We start from the raw sequence: 17231 nt of genomic DNA on the forward strand, positions 1-17231 counted from the left end.
AATATCCCTTTGTTTGTTAGTGTTATTGGCTTGTTATTGAAGTATAACTTGAATGACGCACCGGCCTGGGGCAGCAGTTCTTGCGCGCGGCTGCCCACCAGCGCCTCACCCTCCTTTGCCGGCCACGCGCTCACCGACCACCAGGCGTTCAGCGTGCGTACCCGCGCGAAGTCCACGCCCGCGGCCACGATGGGTGTGCCGTGATCAGTTTTGGCCACGGCGTACGAGTAGGGAACGGCGATGCCGCGACCGCCAAGCAGGGAATCGACGCGCTGCAGCGCATCCGGAGGAAGGCTTTCTCCTTGCTTTGCGGCTACTACCACGTTGGTGCCGTAGCGGCGGAACTCCTTATGCAACTTGGCCTGGACGTCGGTGTAGAGGGTCAGCGTCGCCGTCGCCACCGAGGCGGCCACAGCCACCGCCAGGAGCGCGGTTAACGTCCGACCTCGCTGCACCATGACGGGACGGGCGAGCAGGCGCAGGAACATCTGCCTCTGCGTCATGCATCACCTCGCAGGACGAGGGCCGGATCGAAGCGCAGCGCTTTGCGGATGGAAGCGGCGCTCCCGGCGAAAGTCACGATCACCGCTACGCCCAGGATGATGGGGAACAACACCGGCTGTACGGTCACGCGCGAGCCGAAGATCCAGCCGCCGATCTGTTGCGCCAGGCCCAGGCCGGCCGCAAACCCGACCATGCCTCCCAGGATGGCCAGCAAAGCGGCTTCGGAGAAGAAGAGGGCTCCTACCGCAAAGGCCCCTGCGCCGACCGCCCTCATCAGCCCGACCTCCTGGCGGCGCTCGTAGATGGCGGTGGCCATGGCCGCGGAGACCGCCAGCGCCGAAGCGATCAGGGCCGCCAGTGTCACCAGCAGCATCAGCCCCTTGATCCGCGACAGCAGCACGCCTTCGTTCTGCGCCACCTGCCGGATCTGCTCCGCTTTGGCATGCGGCATCACCTCCATGATCTGGTAGGCGATGGAATTGGCGTAGGGCGAGCAGTACCAGCGGTCGCGATCCGCGGGGCTCATGCTCTTCGGATCACGCCGCGCGAACGCATCTTCCGGTTTGGTCATGGCGCTGACCAGCAGGCGCCGCACCGCACCCGGACGCCCGAGGATCCCTTGGGCAAGCGACAGCGCCCCGACGACCTCGCTGTCTTCCGCTCCTCCGGTGCTCAGCAGGCCGCTGACTTGCACTGGCTGTCCGGCTAGTTCGATCTGCTGCCCGGCGACGATGCCCAGCTTTCGAGCCAGAGTTTGGCCGATCAGGACCTGATTGGAGTCATCCGCAGGCCACGAGCCATTCACCTTCCACCACGGGTGGGTGATCGTGACCCCGGTCCGGAACGATTCGTCACCGTACTGCAGCAGCTTGTTGAAATAGGTACCGACCACTTCGACCTCGGCCGGCCCCAGTCTGGTATGCGCCGGCAAGAACGGGGCGAATCCCACGATGTTGTGCCGCCAGAAGATCCCCTTGAGCGCCGGAAGGTCTTTCTCTTCGAGGTAGGCGCCGGCGGTGGCCGGCTTCAGGTTCACCCCGCCGATCTCGACGTCCAGCGTATCTTCCTGCGGGTACACCGCGATGTTGGCGCCGTAGCGGCGTAGCTCGCGGTTGATCTTGTCGCCGATGTCGGTGGCCACGGCTATCATGGCGGTCGCGACCGCCACTCCCAGCGTGACCGCCGCTCCGGCCAGCAGCTTGCGCCGCTTCTGCCGCAGGAACGATTGGTAGAGCAGGCGGAGGAACATGGCTACCGTCCCTGGAAGTGCGCTGCGCCCTTTGCAAGGTCGGCCTCGGCAATGACCACCGTGTCGCCTGACAGCGTCGCCCGCAGCGGGATGGGGTTGCAGCCGCCCTCCTGCCCGACGGTCTGCGGATTGATGGGCGCGGCGCAGTTCTTGCAGATCACCCCTCCGTTCGGGGACTTGATAAAGCCCGCCGGGCCACAGATCTCGCAAGCGTCGAACAGCGCCGCGACGCTGTTGTCCGGCTTCCGGTAGAGGAAGAACCGCACTTCGACGCCGTTCACGTTCACCTGGTAGCGCTGCATGTCGTCCTTACCCAAGCTCGTGGCCGGGATTGTGACCTCGCCGTTCACCAGCTGCAGTTCGGTAGCCGGCGGCAGGGAAGAGGTGCTCTTGGCGTAGATGAACTGCGCGGTCACCAGCAGGATGAACAGGAACGAACTGGCATAGACCGACGCCATCCACAACCGTTCGCGGCGCGCCATCCAGTCGGCCTTGCGCCGCTCCGCCCGCGAAGCGTCCGGCGCCGGCATCGGCGTGCGCCTGCGGTATTCGAACAAGACCATCAGTGCCGCCAGCGCCAGGATGGTGATGAAGAAGAACAGGTCGTTGCGCACGATGGGCCCGATCAGCGCCATCTCCTCGCGGCTGGAGGGAAGCACGCCGTTTTCGGAGAGCTCGTGCAGCCCGGAGATGGTCAGCTGCACCGCCACGAACACCAGGATCACGGTCGTGACCTTGAAGAACTTACCGAGGTTGATGCGCACGCTGCCCTTGACGAACATCACCCCAAACACCACGGCCAGCGCGACGCCCAAGAGCGTCCCCAGGAAACCCATCAGCTCGGTCGAGTTCAAGGACACCGCGGAAAGGATGAGCACCGTCTCCACGCCCTCGCGCAGAACCAGCAGGAAGACGAAGGCGAATAGCCCGATGCGGGAGCCGCGCCCGGCCAGGAAACCGACCCGGTGCTCGATGTTGCCCTTCAGCGCCCTGGCGGTGCGCGCCATGAAGACGATCATGGTCACCACGAACAGGGCGGCCAGCAGCATCACCCAGCCCTCGAAGACGTCCTGGTTGTAGCCGGTGCGGGAGAGGAGCACGGCCACGCCCAGGCTGGCAACGAAGGCCGCGCCCAGGGCCGCGAAGACGATGCGGCGCAGTTCGGAGCGGCCGATCTTGGCCAGGTAGGCGAGAGTGATGCCCACGATCAGAGCGGCCTCCACACCCTCCCGAAGCGTGACGATCAGCGCCTGGAGCACGTTCCCTCGATTTTGAAAATGATTTTCAACTAGCAAAAGGATACGCGGAGGGGCAGGCGCGGTCAATCGTGGCCGGGCGACACCTCCGCCCGAGGATGGCCCTCTTCTTGGATCAATCGCCGGACGCTTCGGGCGCTCACAACCGCTTCAAGAACCGCTTGGCCTCGGCCAGGTGGGGGAAGAGGCGTTCCTCCGCCTGGAACTCGCGAGAGTGGAAGCAGCGCCGGCTGCCGCGCAGGCGCACCGGATGCTTGAGGTGCAGCATCTCGTGATAGACCAGGTACTCGACGGCGCAGCGGGGGACATCGGGATGGTCAAAGGCGCGGCTGACCACGATGGTGTTGTGGGCGGGGTCATAGTGCCCAAGGTTGTTGCGAGCGCGCTCGCTGCTCCAACTCATCTGCGGACGCCCCAGCAGCCCGTGGAAGAATCGGCGGTTCAGGCCGTCGAAAATCTCGTGCAGGTCGTAGGTATGGCCGCGCACGCCATTCAATCGCTTGCGCCCGCGCACCTGCCGAACCACGCTCGCCTGGGCGGCGAGATCGTGGCTGGCGACATAGCGGCGATAGCGCGCCGCCTCCGCCGGCTCAACCTCGTGGCGGTAGATCTTGGCCAGCAGGATGTGCAGGATGGCGCGCAGCACCGGCTCGGGGGCGCCTTCCAGCAGGTCGGAGAGCCGCACCAGCAGCTTTCCCTGGCGCATCCGGATGGTGTTGTTGATGTTCGCGAACGGATAGAAGCGGACATCGAAAACCGGCATCTGCGCCCGGGGACGCAGTTCGCGATAGGCCTGCTGGAACAACCGGGGAAGGTCAGGGATCACTGCGCTCAGCTTACCAAAAGCTAATCCTTGTCCTTCTTCTTTTTCTCCGCTCCCTTAGCCTCCGGCTTTTCCTTGGCGATCTGCTGGAGCAAGTCGCGGCTGTCCTGCAGGTTGGCATCCACGGCGTCGATGGCATTCTGCAGGGCAAACTCGTAGTCCTTGGCCTCCTGGGCGGTCTTGGGGTCGGCCGCGGCGTCTTTCAGGGCGCGGAGTTGCAGCTGGAACTCGCTGTCAGTCGCGATGACCTGCCCGACTGCCTTGTGGATGTCGTCCTTGCGGCGGGCGTACATCTCCACGTTGTCGCCGAGCTCGTCCACCAGGGTGGTGAAGTCCTCAAGCAAGTCGTGGATCTGCTTGCCGCGGCCCTTGGCCATCTTGGGGTCGCCGCGGAGCTGCTCGATGGCCTGCAGGCGTGCCTGGGCGAACTTGATGACCAGCTTGATGCGCTTTTCCGGCTCCTGTGCGACCTCGCGCATCTGGTCGGCTTCGGCGTCGGTCAGCGGGTCGCGGCGCCGGCGCTGCGCCGAGACCACCACCACCAGCAACAGTACCAGTATGCCGAGCCTGCGAAAATTCCGCATGGATCTCCTGCCTTTCATCACTTTGGCTTGGGCGCGAACATGGCCTCTAGGATCTGCTTGCGCACGGCGGCGATCCGGTCCACGGCCTCCTGCACCTCCGGCTGGTCTTCCAGCGCCAGGGTGCGACGGATGTCGTTCAGCCGGTGCTCGGCCTTGCGCAGGTGGATCTCGGTGTCCTTCATCTTGTGGCGACGTGCGATGGCGGCGTCCCGGGCCTTTTCGGCATACTGCACCGCCTCCTTGATCATCTTGTGGGCCTTCTCGACCTCCCCGGTCGTGAACAGCTGGTTGGCGTCCTCGATCTCACGGCTCACGACCTCCACGTAGAGCAGGGGCTTGCTGCTATCGGCGGCTGATTCCGCACGGGCTTTCATCTCCTGCAGCGGGAGCGGTTTCTTGTCCACCGCCGCACCCAGCAGGGGCAGCAAAACGGCGGCGACAACGAGAAGATTCCGCTTCACTTCTTTCTCTTTCCTTTGGGCTCGATGGCCAGCAGCCGGTGGCGCGCCTGCCATTCCTGCTCGGGATACTTCCCGCCCGAGAGTTCCAGGAACCTATGATAAGCGTCCGCGGCCTGGGGATACGCGCGCAGGTTGTCGTAGGAGGTGGCGCGCAGGAAGCAGGTGCCGGGCATCTCCGGCAGGTAGCGGGCGCGCTGGTCGAGCGCCCGGATCGCCAATTCATAATGCTTATTCTCCGCGGCCGCGACCGCCAGCTCGCCATAGGCGTCCGCCAGGCCGGGTCTGAGGCGCACCGCCTCCAGCAACTGCTCTTCCGCTTCAGCAAAGCGCTTCTGTTTCAGCAGAACGGATCCCAGGGAATAACGCAGCTCCGGGTCGTCCGGCTGCTGCTTCAGCAGTTCGCGGTAGCGGGCCTCGGCCTCGGGGAACCGGCTGTCGAAGGCGTCTGCCGCGGCCAGTTCGCGCAAGACGGCCGCGTCCGTGGGAGCAGTCTTGGCCGCGATCTCGAACTCTGCCCGGGCCTCGCTCGCGCGTCCCAGCTCGCGGAGCACTCGTCCCAGCTGGAGATGGGCGTTGACGTCGTTGGGGCTCAGACGCAGGAAGCTGCGCAGCGCCGTCTCCGCATCGGGGAGCCGCTTCAACCGCATGTAGACATTAGCCAATCCCGCGAGAGCGTCGGTGGAGCTCGGATCGAGCTCCACCGTAGCCTGGAATTCCTTCTCCGCAGACAGCAGGTCGCCCTGCTTCTCCAGCAGCATGCCGGCCGATAGATGCGGGGCGGGATCCTTGGGGGTCAACTGTGATGCGGCCTGAAAAGCTCGCAGGGACTCAGTCGGGCTCTTGCTCTCCAGGAAATTCCCCAGTGCCAGGAAGGCCCGCGCCTGCCCCTGCTCAGGCTTGCTGACTGGCTTCAACTGGGTGGCTGCGCGCAAGTACTTTTCCGCCTCCTCGCTGCCGGATGCGGCCAGCAGCACTCCCAGGTTCAGGTTGGATTCGAAGACGTCGGGCTTGAGCTCGACCGACCGGCGGTAAGCCTCGATGGCCTGCGGCTTGCGGTCGGTGGAGCTGTACACGAAACCGAGGTCGAACCAGGCGCGGTAATCCTTGGGATCTTCGGCGGTGGCCTGTTGCAGCTTCGGCTCGGCGGCGGCGTAGTCCTGCCGGTCAATGGCGAACTCGGCCTCGCGCACCAGGGCGGAGGGCCCGAGCTGGACCGCCTCCGTGCGGGTGCGGTGACGCCCCTCGGTCTGCGCCCCGAGCGGCAGAGACAGCGCCAACAGCAGCAGGATCGTCTTACTTGCGCCCATTGGAACGTGAGTCGCCGTTGTTCCCCAAGAGGCGGGAGAGCCACTTTCCGGTGTACGACTTCGCCGTCCGGGTAATGGACTCAGGGGTCCCCGCCGCCACCACCTGGCCGCCCCGCGCACCACCTTCCGGGCCGAGATCGATCACCCAATCGGCGGTCTTGATGACGTCGAGGTTATGCTCGATGACGATCACCGAACCGCCGGCATCGATGAGCTTGCGGAAAGCCGCTAGCAGCTTGCTGACGTCGTCGAAATGCAGCCCGGTGGTCGGCTCGTCGAAGATATACAGTACCCTCCAGCGCCTGCTCTCTTTGCCGTCCCGGCGTCCGTCCCCCGATTCGGCGGCAAACCGCGCGCTGTCACGGCGCGGCTGCAGGTGCGAAGCCAGCTTCATGCGCTGCGCTTCACCGCCAGACAGGGTCGTGGCCGATTGCCCCAGGCGTAGATACCCGAGCCCGACTTCATCGAGCACCCGCAACCGCTCCGTGATCTTGGGCACTTCGCGGAAGAACGCCAGCGCCTCCTTCACCGTCAGGTTCAGCACATCGTGGATGTTCTTTCCCTTGTAGCGGACTTCCAGCACCGACGGCTTATAGCGTGTGCCCTTGCACTCCTCGCAAATCAGCTCGACGTCGGCCAAGAACTGCATCTCGACCACGACCGTGCCGTCTCCCTGGCAGCCTTCGCAGCGCCCGCCCGGGATGTTGAAGGAGAAGTGGCCGGCGGTGTAGCCGCGCTTCTGGGCCTCGGGCAGGGAAGCGAAGACCTCGCGGATGGAGTCGAAGGCCTTGATGTAAGTCACCGGGTTGGAGCGCGGGGTCCGGCCGATCGGTGTCTGGTCCACCAGGATGACCTCGTCCACGAACTGCGCGCCTTCCAGCTTGTCGTAATGGCCCGCGGGAGCAGTGGTGCCCTGGGCCTTCATGGCGCCCAGGGCGTTATAGAGAACGTCGTGAACCAGGGTCGATTTCCCCGAGCCTGACACTCCGGTCACGGCCACGATCATGCCCAGCGGGAAGCTGACGTCGATGCTCTTCAGGTTGTGGGCGCGGGCGCCGAACAGCTTGAGCTGCTGTGGACCGCTCTTGCGGCGCGCCGACGGCAGCTGGATGCGCAGCTCCTCCGCCAGGTAGCGCCCGGTCAGAGAATTGGTGACGCGACGGATCTGGTCGAAGGTGCCGGCAGCGACCACCCGTCCACCGTTTTCCCCGGCGCCCGGTCCCAGGTCGAGGATGCGGTCAGAGGCCTTCATGATCTCGGGGTCATGCTCGACCACGAGAATGGTGTTCCCCAGGTTGCGCAGGTCGTGGAGGATGTGGATGAGCCGCGCGGTGTCGCGGGAATGAAGGCCGATGGAGGGCTCGTCGAGCACGTAGAGCGCTCCCACCAGGCGCGATCCCAACGACGTCGCCAGCTGGATGCGCTGCGCCTCGCCGCCCGACAAGGTGGACGACATCCGGTCCAGCGTCAGGTACTCGAGGCCGACGTCGTTCATGTACTTCAGGCGGGCGCGGATCTCGTCGAGGACCTCCTGCGCGATCGCCTCCTGCTCGGGGGTGAGCCGCATCTCGCCGACGAAGCGTGTGGCTTCCTCCACCGTCATGGCGGTCACGTCGGTGATGTTTTTGTCGGCGATGCGGACGTGGCGGGCCTCGGCGCGCAGGCGGGCGCCACCGCAGGTCGAGCATACGGCGTAGCCGCGGTAGCGGCTCAGGAACACCCGCACGTGCAGCTTGTACTTCTTGCGCTCCAGGTAGGCAAAAAAGCCCTTGATGCCGGGGAACTTGCCGTCGCCCTCGAGCACCATTTGCTGAGCGTCGCGGTGCAGCTCCGCCCAGGGCACGTCGGTGGGGATGTTGTGCTGCTTGGCGAATCGCTTCAGGTCGGCGCCGAGCGACCTGTACTTCGGCTTGGTCCAGGGCTCGATAGCGCCGTCCGACAGCGACTTGGACTTGTCGGGGATCACCAGGTCGAGATCGAAATCGATGGTGTTGCCGAATCCCTGGCAGCGGGGGCACGCGCCATAGGGATTGTTGAAGGAGAACAGGCGCGGCTCCGGTTCCTCATAGCGGATGTGGCAGCGCTTGCATTCGAAGCGCTGGGAGAAGCGCAGCCGCTCCGGCGGCGTGCCGTTCGCCGCCGGGCTCTCGAAGATCACCTCTCCGGCTTCGCGGTAGGCGGTCTCGATGGCATCCACGAGGCGGCTGCGGATGTCGGCCGCCACGCTGAGCCGGTCCACCAGGATGAAGACCGGCTCGTTGAACTTGACGTCGAGCAGCGATTCCGGGGTGGAGAACTCGAAGATCCGGCCGTCCTGGAAAAGACGGTTGTATCCGCGCTTGCGCAGCTCAAAAAGCCGGGATTCGAGCGACCCGGCTTGCGGTTCGGCGGGCAACTCCGGCTTGCGGCTTGGCCGGCGCTTGCTGCCGGTCTTGTCCTCAGCCGCAACCGTCGGCGCCGGGCCCCGCAGGGGGAACAGCACGTTCAGGCGGCTGCCCTCCGGCAGGCCGAGGACCGCGGCGGCCACCTCGTCCACGGTATCGCGCTTCACCTCGCCGCCGCATTGCAGGCAGAAGGTCTGGCCCACGCGTGCGAACAGCAGGCGCAGGTAATCGTAGATCTCGGTGGCCGTGGCCACCGTGGAGCGCGGGTTGCGGGTGGTGTTCTTCTGCCGGATGGCGATCGACGGTGCGATGCCGTCGATCAGGTCCACGTCCGGTTTTTCGATGCGCTCCAGGAATTGCCGGGCGTAGGCGGAGAGGGATTCGACGTAGCGCCGCTGCCCCTCGGCGTAGATGGTGTCGAAGGCAAGGGACGACTTGCCCGAACCGGAGACGCCGGTCACCACCGTGAGGGTGTTATGCGGGATGTCGAAGTCGATGTTCTTGAGGTTGTGGACGCGGGCGCCGCGCACCACGATACTGTCTGTTGCCATGGGTCCCGGCGCAGCAGGCTGAGACCGCGGTTCCCACGGGGCCTCGGACGGCTCCAGACATGCTGCGGAATCTTTCTATTATACAGTCCCACCACATCTCGTGGTTCGTGTGTCCCCGGTCACAGCGGGACGGTTGGCGGGCACCTTAGAATCGCGGCATGTCGGCCGGCAACCATCAAGCCTTCCGCGATACGCGCTTCGCCATGCGGCTTTCCCTGATCTTCGGGATCTGCATGCTGCTGGGCAAGACCGCCGCGTATCTCCTGACCGGTTCGGCCGCCATCCTCTCCGACGCCGCCGAGTCGGTCATTCACGTGATTGCGGTAGGCTTCGCCGCCTTCAGCCTGTGGCTCAGCAGCCGCCCCGCCGATGACAAGTTCCTCTACGGTTACGAGCGGATCACGTTCTTTTCCGCCGGCTTCGAAGGGGCGATGATCATCCTGGCCGCCGTCGCCATCATCTATTCGGCCATCCACAAGTGGCTGCACGGGCTGCAGCTCCAGCGGTTGGGCACAGGGACGTTGCTGGTGCTGGCGGCATCGGTGGTCAACGCGGGGCTCGGCTGGTACCTGCTGCGCACCGGCCGCAAGAACCATTCCCTTATCCTGGAAGCCAACGGCAAGCACGTCTTGACCGACAGCTGGACCAGCTTCGGCGTGGTGGCGGGGCTTTCGCTGGTGCTTCTGACCGGCTGGAAACCCTTCGACCCGCTGTGCGCCATCGCCGTGGCGCTGAACATCCTCTGGTCCGGAGGCGGGCTGGTGTGGCGCTCGGCCACCGGGCTGCTCGATTACGCCGACCCGGCGGTCGGGCGCAAGCTCCGCGAACGCTTAGACCAGCTCTGCCATGAGCACCAAGCCGAATATCACGGCGTGCGCTTCCGCATGACCGGACAGCGCCTGCTCATCGAAGTACACCTGTTGTTTCCGCACCAGACGCCGGTCGGGGAGGCGCATCGCATCGCCACTTTGATCGAGGAGAAGCTGCCGCAGAGCCTGGAGATCCCGGCCGAGGTGCTCACCCATCTGGAGTCTCTTGAAGACCACGCCGACGTCCATGTAGGAGAGCACTACACCGGACGGCCTTCGTGAGTCATTTCGCCCGTGGCAGCGGCTGTTCCATGTTGCACAGCGCCCAGGCCAGGGTGGCCATGACAGCGGCATTCTCCGCCAGTTCCGAGGGATCCACCTTGTCAAAGGTGTCGGCAGCGGTGTGGTGGTAGTCGAAATAGCGACGTCCATCCTGGAGCAGGCCGAATGTCGGCACTCCCGCCTTGCCTAAGGCCGAGATATCGGAACCGGTGAAGGGGGAGACACGGATGACGGTGGCGCCTTGCGGGCGGAGCGCGTCCTGCACCGGAGCCAGCAGGGGGATTGCATCGGCGGGAATACCGGCACTGATGCCGGCGGGGTGCCCGGCGCCGAAATCGCTCTCGATGGCCGCCACGTGGTTCGCTACTTCCGCCTGGTGGTCCTTGAAGTAGGCGTTGTGGCCGGTCCCGGCCAATTCTTCGTCCATCCAGGCGATGACCCGCAGCGTCCGCTTGGGCCGCAGCTTGAGCTGCTGGAACACGGCGGCGGTCTCCATGGCCATCACCACTCCGGCGCCATCATCGATGGCGCCGGTGCCCAGGTCCCAGGAATCCAAGTGCCCGGAGACGATCACGACCTGCTCGGGGTGCTCCGAGCCTTTCAGGTCAGCCACCACGTTGTAGCTCTCGACGTCGGGGTACTTGGCGGGGGTGAGCGTCAGGTGCATGCGCACCGGGCCCTGCCTCACAAGACGGGCGATGCGCTCCGCGTCCTCGGTGGTGATAGAAGCGTTGGGGATACCCGCAGGAGCGCTGTAACCGGTGTGGGCGATGCGGAAGTTGGCCCCTCCGGCCGCTCGCACCAGGGCAGCTACCGCGCCCAGCTTGGCGGCCGCTACGCCGCCTCCGCCACGATAGCGGCTTACCGTCCCGTAAGCGTCGCCGGCCAGCCCCATCTCCGCCTTGCGCTCATCGAAGGGGACGTTGAACAGAACGATCTTGCCCGAGACCTTGGCGGCTCCCAGCTCATCAAGCTCCTTGAAACTGTTGACCACCACCACTTCCGCGGTGACGCCGTCGGGAGGCGTGGCCGTGCTGTTACCGAGCGCGGTGAGAACCACGTTCTGCGGGATGGGGGACTGCTGGCCCGGCACCTGGACCAACTCAGCGGTCTCGACGCCGCGCACCCAGTGCGGCACCATCACCTTCTCCAGCCGCACCTCGAGCCCCAGCCTGCGCAGCTCGGAGGCCACATACTCGACGGCGGCCTGCGCTCCGGGCGATCCCGCCAGCCGCGGTCCGAGGGTATTGGTCAGGTGGTCGAGCTGGGCCAGGGCGTAACTGCTGCGCATGGCTGCTTGTTGCACCTGCGGCAACTGGGCGAGCAGCTCCTGCGAATAGAACTTGCCGAGGTCGGATTCAGGCGCCTGCTGCGCCGCGCACAGCAGGGAACTACCGAGGAGGAATACTGGGATCAGTCGTCTCATGGTCTGGGAGTTCCTGCCCGCTGTTCCTGTTCTTGAAGACCAGCAGGGCCAAACCCCCAATCATACCGAGAGTCGTCGCCATGAGCACGCCGATGGCGCGGTTCAGGGCCTTCTGGGCCTTGGCGCCCGCAGCATGGGCGCCGGTGTAGCACATGGCGCAACCCTGGCCGAAGGCAGGAGCCGCCGCCAGAACCAGCCAGAGCGCGGCCGCGGCCGCCCGGCGTCTCACGGCCGCACCCCGATGGACAGGATGCGCGCCGCGTCGGCGAAGAACATGCTCATCAGCCCCAGGCATATGACCAGGGCGGTCATCAGCACCCAGCGCATGCGCCGGATCTCGAACTTCAAGTGCATGAAATACAGGATGATGAGCGCCGCCTTCACCACCGACAGCACCAGCAGGATAGACAGCATCTTAACCGGCTGCAGGTTCTGGTATCCGAGATAGACCTCGATCCCGGTCAGCACCAGCAAGGCGCCCCAGACCACGAAGAACAGGGTGTGGCTGTGGTGCGCGTGGGATTCGGCGCTCTGCTCCATCAGTTGTGCTTCGCTGCCCATTGCTCCCTCACGAAATGTGCGTTGACATCAGGTACACCAGCGGGAAGATGAACATCCACACCAGGTCCACGAAGTGCCAGTACAGCCCCGCGACCTCGACGTCGTCGGGGGTGTAGTCCTTCGGCTTCAAGAACAGGATGATGGCGCAGACCACGGCGGCGATCAGGATCGCGAACGACCCGTAGTGGAAGGGGCTGCTGGAAGGCGTGGCGAAGAACGCCACCGCCCACAGCACCACCAAGATCGGCAGCCACTTCTTGCGCAGCGCCACCACGCCCAGATAGATGACGCCGATGGTGACGTGCAGCATGTGCATGCCGGTCAGGGCGACGAACGTGCCCCCGAACTGCGGGATGGCCTTGACGAAGTGGCCTTCGGCGGGCGCCTTGTCGCCCAGCAGGAGCGAGAGCGGCCATAGTCCCTCACGCTGCAGCCCGGTCCACTCCATGGCGTGCAGGACCACGAACCCGGAGCCGAACAGCATGGTGGCCAGCAGCCATCCGACCACCGCCCTCTTCAGCCCCCGGCTGGCGGCGCTGACCGCCAGCACCATGGTCAGCGAGCTGGAAAGCAGGAACGCCGTCATGATGGTCGCATTGATGATGCTGTGCGAATCGAAGGGCGTCGGCCAAGCGGGGTTGGAGATGCGCGAGTAGCTGTAGGCGAACAGCAACGCCCCGAAGGTCAGCGAATCCGACAGGATGAACAGCCACATGCCCAGCTTCTTCGAGTAGGTCCCGAACAGGGGCTGCTCGTAAGCCTGGGCTCCCGGATGGTGCAAGACGGCGTCCGCCATCAATTCATCTCCTGTCGCCCTTCACTTCGCGATCAGCAGCAGGGCGAAGATGTAGATCCACAACGCGTCCATGAAATGCCAGTACAGCGCGGTGACGTCCACCACGATGGCCTTGGTCTCCAGCGGCCGGGCCAAGAGGGTGGTGACCGAGGCATAGAGCAGTGCCAGCACCCCGCCCAGCAAGTGCAGCCCGTGGCTGACGGTGAGCACGTAGAAGAACGAACTGCTGGGATTGGTGCTGATGTACACGCCCTGCGCGGTCAGGTCCTTCCACGCCAGCGCCTGCCCGGCGATGAAGCCGATGCCCAGGATGGTCGTGACCCCGAGCCAGGGGAAGGTCTTCTGCTCGCTGTCGATGCCGAACTGCTGGGCGGTCACGGCGCGTTCCACCGTCCGGCGCCGCGCCATCTCCATGGTCACGCTACTGAACAGAAGGATCAGCGTGTTCACCCACAGGATCCCCGGCACCTTCATGGGCACCCAGTCGGTTACGTACTGCCCGGTCCGGGGGTCCCAGTTGCCGATGCCCTGGCGCACGATGTAGGCGCTGGTCAGCGACACGAAGAACATGACGATGGCCGCCATGCCGACGATCACGCCCAGGCGATAGCGGCGGCGGCGGTCGCGATACTGCGGGCTGCCGTCGCCGTCACCGCCCCACCGCCTGGGGGGCGTGATGTCGATGGGCCCGCCGCCGCCCAGCTTCGGCTCTCGCTCCAGTACCGAGTCTCGGAATGCTGTAGCCATAACGATCCTAATGCGCGCTCACCGCTCCCGCCGGGTCGGTCTGCATGACGTGATCGGTCGGCGCTCCGGGCACGCTGTACTCATACGGGCCGTGGTTGACCACCGGCACCATGCCACCGAAGTTGTCGTGCGGCGGCGGCGAGGGCACGGTCCATTCCAGCGTCGTCGCCTGCCACGGGTTCATCTCCGCCTTCTTGCCCTTGAACATGCTCCAGAACAGGTTGAACAGGAAGATGAACTGGGCGGCGATGGTGATGAAGGCCACGATGCTGATGAAGTGCTGCAGCGGCATCAGGTCGTGCAGGAACCCAACCTCGCTCAACGACGAGTAGCGCCGCGGATGCCCCGCCATCCCCAGGTAGTGCATGGGCATGAAGATGGCGTAGGTACCGATGAAGCTGAAGAAGAAGTGGGCCTTGCCCAGGCTCTCGTTCATCATCCGCCCGAACATCTTGGGGAACCAGTAATAGGTCGCAGCGAAGATGCCGAAGATAGCGGCCACGCCCATGATCAGGTGGAAGTGCGCCACTACGAAGTAGGTGTCGTGCAGCTGGATGTCGAGCTGCGGCTGCGCCAGGAACGGCCCGCTCAACCCGCCGGAGACGAACAGCGACACAAAACCGATGGCGAACAGCATCGGGGTGGTGAAGCGTATCTTCCCGCCCCACATCGTGCCCAGCCAGTTGAAGGTCTTGATGGCCGAGGGGACGCCGATGGCCATGGTCATGATGGAGAAGGCGAAGCCCGAGTACGGGCTCATGCCGCTGATGAACATGTGATGGCCCCAGACCAGGAATCCCAGGACCCCGATGGCCAGGATGGCGTACACCATGGCGCGGTATCCGAAGATCGGCTTGCGCGAGAAGGTGGAGAGTAGCTGCGAGGCCACGCCCATCCCCGGCAGGATGGCGATGTACACCTCGGGGTGGCCGAAGAACCAGAACAGGTGCTGCCAGAGCAGGGGAGAGCCGCCGTTGTGCTTCACCAGGTTCCCGCTCAGCACCAGGCCGCCGGGGACGAAGAAGCTGGTGCCCACGTTGCGGTCCAGCAGCAGCAGGATGCCGGCCGCCAGCAATACGCCGAAGGCCAGCAGGCCCAGCATCGCGGTCACGAACCAGGTCCAGCAGGTCAGCGGCATGCGCATCAGGGTCATGCCCTTGGCCCGGAGGTCGAGGGTGGTGGTGATGAAGTTCAGGGCCCCCATCAGCGACGCGGCGCAGAACAGGGCGATGCTGATGATCCACAAGTCGGCGCCCAGGCCTTCACCCGGTCCCGCCGATTGCAGCGCGCTCAGCGGCGCGTACCCGGTCCAGCCGTGCAGCGGCGCGCCTCCTTCCACAAAGAAGGCCGCGACCATGACGCAGAAGGCGACGAACGTCGTCCAGAACGAGAGCATGTTCAGGACGGGGAAGGCCATGTCGGCGGCCCCGATCTGGATGGGCAGGAAGTAGTTCCCGAATCCGCCCTGCGGCGCCAGGGTCAGCACGAAGAACACCATGAGGGTTCCGTGCATGGTCAGCAACGTCAGGTAGGTCTCCGGCTGGATGTGGCCGAGCCAGGGAATGTTGGCCTCCGGCCAAATCAGGTGGATGCGCATCAGCAGCGACAGCCCCATCCCGACGAACACCGACAGCAGCGCCAAAAAGTAGTACTGCAGCCCGATGATCTTGTGGTCGAGACTGAAGACGTACTTGCGGATGAAGCCGGTAGGCGCGGCGTGCGCGTGTCCTGCGTGGACCCCGGCAGCCGCTTGCGATGGTGCGTCCATGTTCCTCCCCGAACTATCCATGTGCGATCGCTACTGCGATGCCTGTTTCTCCGCTACTTTCTGCGCCACCCACTTCTCGTAATCGGCCTGGCTGACCACCTTCAGCATCCCGTGCATCTTGTAGTGGCCCAGGCCGCAGAGCTCGGCGCAGGCGATCTCGTAATCGCCGACCTTGGTGGGCGTGAAGTGCATCTTGATCATCAGCCCGGGCACCGCGTCCTGCTTGAAGCGCATGGCCGGTATGAACAAGCTGTGGATCACGTCCTGCGAGCGCAGCGTGAGCTCGGCCTCGCGGTCCACCGGCAGGATCAGGGTGCCGACCACGAAATCGTCCTTGGCCGCCGGATCGGTGTCGTCGATGCCCACCGCGTTCCCCACCGAGGCATCCGCCAACTCCGGTTTGGTCCGGGCGAACTGGCCGTCCGGCCCGGGATAGCGGAAGTACCAGGCGAACTGCAGGCCGGTGACTTCGACCTTCACCGCGCCGGGCGCGGCGCCCTGGAAGCGGCTCTCGGCCCAGATCTTCGCCCCGGCCAGGTTCAGGCCGACGAAGATGATGGCGGTCAGCACCGTCCACAGGACTTCCAGCTTGGTGTTCCCGTGGGAATAGGTGACCTTGGTCTGGTCGCCCTGGTCGCGCGACCTCCACACCACCCAGCCCAGCCCGATCTGCGCCGCCAGGAACACGATGCCGACCACGATGTAGGTGGTGTGGAACCAGCTGTCCATGGCCGGTCCGTGCGCCGAAGCCAGCGGCAGCATGGCCCACTTGTCGATGGCGAAGTAGTAAGTGCTGAGCAGTGTGATAAGCCAGATGACAACGAGGAGCACTAGGCCCATGTTCCGTCCTCTGCGCTTGAGATGGTCGTGAGCAGGATCGCCTTCACCCCCGCGGCGAGCTGGCCCAGAAATATAACATACGCGGAGTGACCGCTGTCACTAGGACAAGTGATTACAGTCACTCCGTAGGAGTCGCGCAATTTATTTTGCTCTGGTTCCCATTTTGGAAAGAGGGCGGGCGGGAAACTATCGGCAGAGCTTCAAGAATTCCGCGTGCACCGTGGGATCGGCTGAGAGCTCGGGATGGAAGGTCGCGGCCATCACTTTGCCCTGGCGGACAAGGATGGGATCATTCTTCTCGGTGGCCAGCACTTCGACCGCCGGCCCGACCCGCTCGATGCGAGGGGCACGGATGAAGACGGTCTCGATGCGGCCGAGTTTGCTGTCGGTCTCGTCGATGAAGCTGTCCAGCTGACGCCCGTAGGCATTGCGACGGATGCGGATGTCGATGGCGCCCAGCCCTTCCTGCGAGGGATTGGTGACCTCTTTCGCCAGCAGGATGGCGCCGGCGCACGTGCCGAAGGTGGGTTTCACTCGCGCGAAGTCGCGTAGCTTTTTCAGAAAGCCGTCCTGGTGGAGAAACTTGAGGAAGGTGGTGGATTCGCCGCCGGGAATGACCAAGCCTTCCACTTGGTCGAGTTGCTCCGGCTTGCGCACTAACACCACCTCCGCGCCGAGCTCCTCGAGCCGGCGGCGGTGAGCGTCGAAGTCGCCTTGGATCGCCAGTACCCCGATCTTCATCACCAACCCCGGGTCTGCAACATGTCCGCCTCGGCCATGGTCGAGACGGCGATGCCTTTCATTGTGCCGGTGACTTCCTCGCTGGCCTCCAGCACGATCTTGGCATCGTTGAAGTGGGTGGTGGCCTTCACGATGGCGCGGG

General features: G+C 64.8%; 17 protein-coding genes. 1 reads left to right on the forward strand and 16 read right to left on the reverse strand.

Annotated features, from left to right (window positions below; genetic code table 11):
• The 8 genes from VMS96_02775 to uvrA all read right to left on the reverse strand — a co-directional run.
• The coding region (locus tag VMS96_02775) for a hypothetical protein (GenBank protein ID HVP42325.1) at positions 1 to 488 on the reverse strand (488 nt) is incomplete at its 3' end.
• An 11-nt stretch (positions 489 to 499) separates the two neighbouring features.
• Positions 500 to 1753 carry an ABC transporter permease gene (locus VMS96_02780; GenBank protein HVP42326.1) on the reverse strand — a complete coding sequence of 418 codons (1254 nt, stop codon included), beginning with the start codon at positions 1751 to 1753 and terminating at the stop codon, positions 500 to 502.
• 2 nt (positions 1754 to 1755) lie between these two features.
• The gene (locus VMS96_02785) at positions 1756 to 3012 is read right to left on the reverse strand and encodes a Fe-S-containing protein (GenBank protein ID HVP42327.1); all 1257 of its coding nucleotides are present in this window, start codon (positions 3010 to 3012) and stop codon (positions 1756 to 1758) included.
• A 136-nt stretch (positions 3013 to 3148) separates the two neighbouring features.
• Positions 3149 to 3835 carry a hypothetical protein gene (locus VMS96_02790; protein ID HVP42328.1) on the reverse strand — a complete coding sequence of 229 codons (687 nt, stop codon included), beginning with the start codon at positions 3833 to 3835 and terminating at the stop codon, positions 3149 to 3151.
• Between the two features lie 20 nt (positions 3836 to 3855).
• Positions 3856 to 4416: a hypothetical protein gene (locus VMS96_02795; GenBank protein HVP42329.1), complete on the reverse strand. Its 561-nt coding sequence runs from the start codon at positions 4414 to 4416 to the stop codon at positions 3856 to 3858.
• A 17-nt stretch (positions 4417 to 4433) separates the two neighbouring features.
• On the reverse strand, positions 4434 to 4877 hold the full coding sequence (locus VMS96_02800) for a hypothetical protein (GenBank protein ID HVP42330.1): 444 nt from the start codon (positions 4875 to 4877) through the stop codon (positions 4434 to 4436).
• Positions 4874 to 6184 (reverse strand): tetratricopeptide repeat protein, encoded by a 1311-nt coding sequence (locus tag VMS96_02805; protein HVP42331.1) that lies wholly within the window; start codon positions 6182 to 6184, stop codon positions 4874 to 4876. Before VMS96_02805 ends, VMS96_02800 begins: the two co-directional genes overlap by 4 nt.
• Positions 6171 to 9119, reverse strand: a complete 2949-nt coding sequence (uvrA, locus tag VMS96_02810) for an excinuclease ABC subunit UvrA (protein HVP42332.1) — start codon at positions 9117 to 9119, stop codon at positions 6171 to 6173. The genes VMS96_02805 and uvrA overlap by 14 nt, the downstream gene beginning before the upstream one ends.
• Positions 9120 to 9277: 158 nt before the next feature.
• Here uvrA and VMS96_02815 point away from each other — a divergent pair, with 158 nt between their 5' ends.
• Positions 9278 to 10210, forward strand: coding sequence for a cation diffusion facilitator family transporter (locus VMS96_02815; GenBank protein ID HVP42333.1), 933 nt, complete (start codon positions 9278 to 9280; stop codon positions 10208 to 10210).
• 1 nt (position 10211) lies between these two features.
• Here the strand turns inward: VMS96_02815 and VMS96_02820 are convergent, their stop codons facing one another.
• The 8 genes from VMS96_02820 to pdxT form a co-directional block, all read right to left on the reverse strand.
• Positions 10212 to 11636, reverse strand: a complete 1425-nt coding sequence (locus VMS96_02820; GenBank protein HVP42334.1) for a M20/M25/M40 family metallo-hydrolase — start codon at positions 11634 to 11636, stop codon at positions 10212 to 10214.
• Entirely contained in the window at positions 11602 to 11865 is a 264-nt protein-coding gene (locus tag VMS96_02825; protein HVP42335.1) for a hypothetical protein, read from the reverse strand. Before VMS96_02825 ends, VMS96_02820 begins: the two co-directional genes overlap by 35 nt.
• A complete protein-coding gene (locus VMS96_02830) occupies positions 11862 to 12197 on the reverse strand; it encodes a cytochrome C oxidase subunit IV family protein (protein HVP42336.1) in 336 nt (111 codons plus the stop codon). The genes VMS96_02825 and VMS96_02830 overlap by 4 nt, the downstream gene beginning before the upstream one ends.
• A gap of 7 nt (positions 12198 to 12204) precedes the next feature.
• A complete protein-coding gene (locus VMS96_02835; GenBank protein HVP42337.1) occupies positions 12205 to 12993 on the reverse strand; it encodes a hypothetical protein in 789 nt (262 codons plus the stop codon).
• A 21-nt stretch (positions 12994 to 13014) separates the two neighbouring features.
• A complete protein-coding gene (locus VMS96_02840; protein ID HVP42338.1) occupies positions 13015 to 13740 on the reverse strand; it encodes a cytochrome c oxidase subunit 3 in 726 nt (241 codons plus the stop codon).
• Positions 13741 to 13747: 7 nt separating this feature from the next.
• Entirely contained in the window at positions 13748 to 15508 is a 1761-nt protein-coding gene (locus VMS96_02845; GenBank protein HVP42339.1) for a cbb3-type cytochrome c oxidase subunit I, read from the reverse strand.
• A gap of 30 nt (positions 15509 to 15538) precedes the next feature.
• Complete coding sequence (coxB, locus tag VMS96_02850) at positions 15539 to 16348, reverse strand: cytochrome c oxidase subunit II (protein ID HVP42340.1); 810 nt, start codon at positions 16346 to 16348, stop codon at positions 15539 to 15541.
• A 186-nt stretch (positions 16349 to 16534) separates the two neighbouring features.
• The gene (pdxT, locus tag VMS96_02855; protein ID HVP42341.1) at positions 16535 to 17089 is read right to left on the reverse strand and encodes a pyridoxal 5'-phosphate synthase glutaminase subunit PdxT; all 555 of its coding nucleotides are present in this window, start codon (positions 17087 to 17089) and stop codon (positions 16535 to 16537) included.
• Positions 17090 to 17231 lie beyond the last annotated feature (142 nt).

It is taken from the genome of Terriglobales bacterium (assembly GCA_035543055.1).
GTDB lineage: Bacteria > Acidobacteriota > Terriglobia > Terriglobales > Acidobacteriaceae > JAIQFD01.

Coding starts and splice junctions, on each gene's coding strand:
- VMS96_02780 (HVP42326.1), bottom strand. CDS start 1,753: ATGTTCCTCCGCCTGCTCTACCAATCGTTCCTGCGGCAGAAGCGGCGC.
- VMS96_02795 (HVP42329.1), bottom strand. CDS start 4,416: ATGCGGAATTTTCGCAGGCTCGGCATACTGGTACTGTTGCTGGTGGTG.
- VMS96_02805 (HVP42331.1), bottom strand. CDS start 6,184: ATGGGCGCAAGTAAGACGATCCTGCTGCTGTTGGCGCTGTCTCTGCCG.
- uvrA (HVP42332.1), bottom strand. CDS start 9,119: ATGGCAACAGACAGTATCGTGGTGCGCGGCGCCCGCGTCCACAACCTC.
- VMS96_02815 (HVP42333.1), top strand. CDS start 9,278: ATGTCGGCCGGCAACCATCAAGCCTTCCGCGATACGCGCTTCGCCATG.
- VMS96_02820 (HVP42334.1), bottom strand. CDS start 11,636: ATGAGACGACTGATCCCAGTATTCCTCCTCGGTAGTTCCCTGCTGTGC.
- VMS96_02830 (HVP42336.1), bottom strand. CDS start 12,197: ATGGGCAGCGAAGCACAACTGATGGAGCAGAGCGCCGAATCCCACGCG.
- VMS96_02835 (HVP42337.1), bottom strand. CDS start 12,993: ATGGCGGACGCCGTCTTGCACCATCCGGGAGCCCAGGCTTACGAGCAG.
- VMS96_02840 (HVP42338.1), bottom strand. CDS start 13,740: ATGGCTACAGCATTCCGAGACTCGGTACTGGAGCGAGAGCCGAAGCTG.
- VMS96_02845 (HVP42339.1), bottom strand. CDS start 15,508: ATGGACGCACCATCGCAAGCGGCTGCCGGGGTCCACGCAGGACACGCG.
- coxB (HVP42340.1), bottom strand. CDS start 16,348: ATGGGCCTAGTGCTCCTCGTTGTCATCTGGCTTATCACACTGCTCAGC.
- pdxT (HVP42341.1), bottom strand. CDS start 17,089: ATGAAGATCGGGGTACTGGCGATCCAAGGCGACTTCGACGCTCACCGC.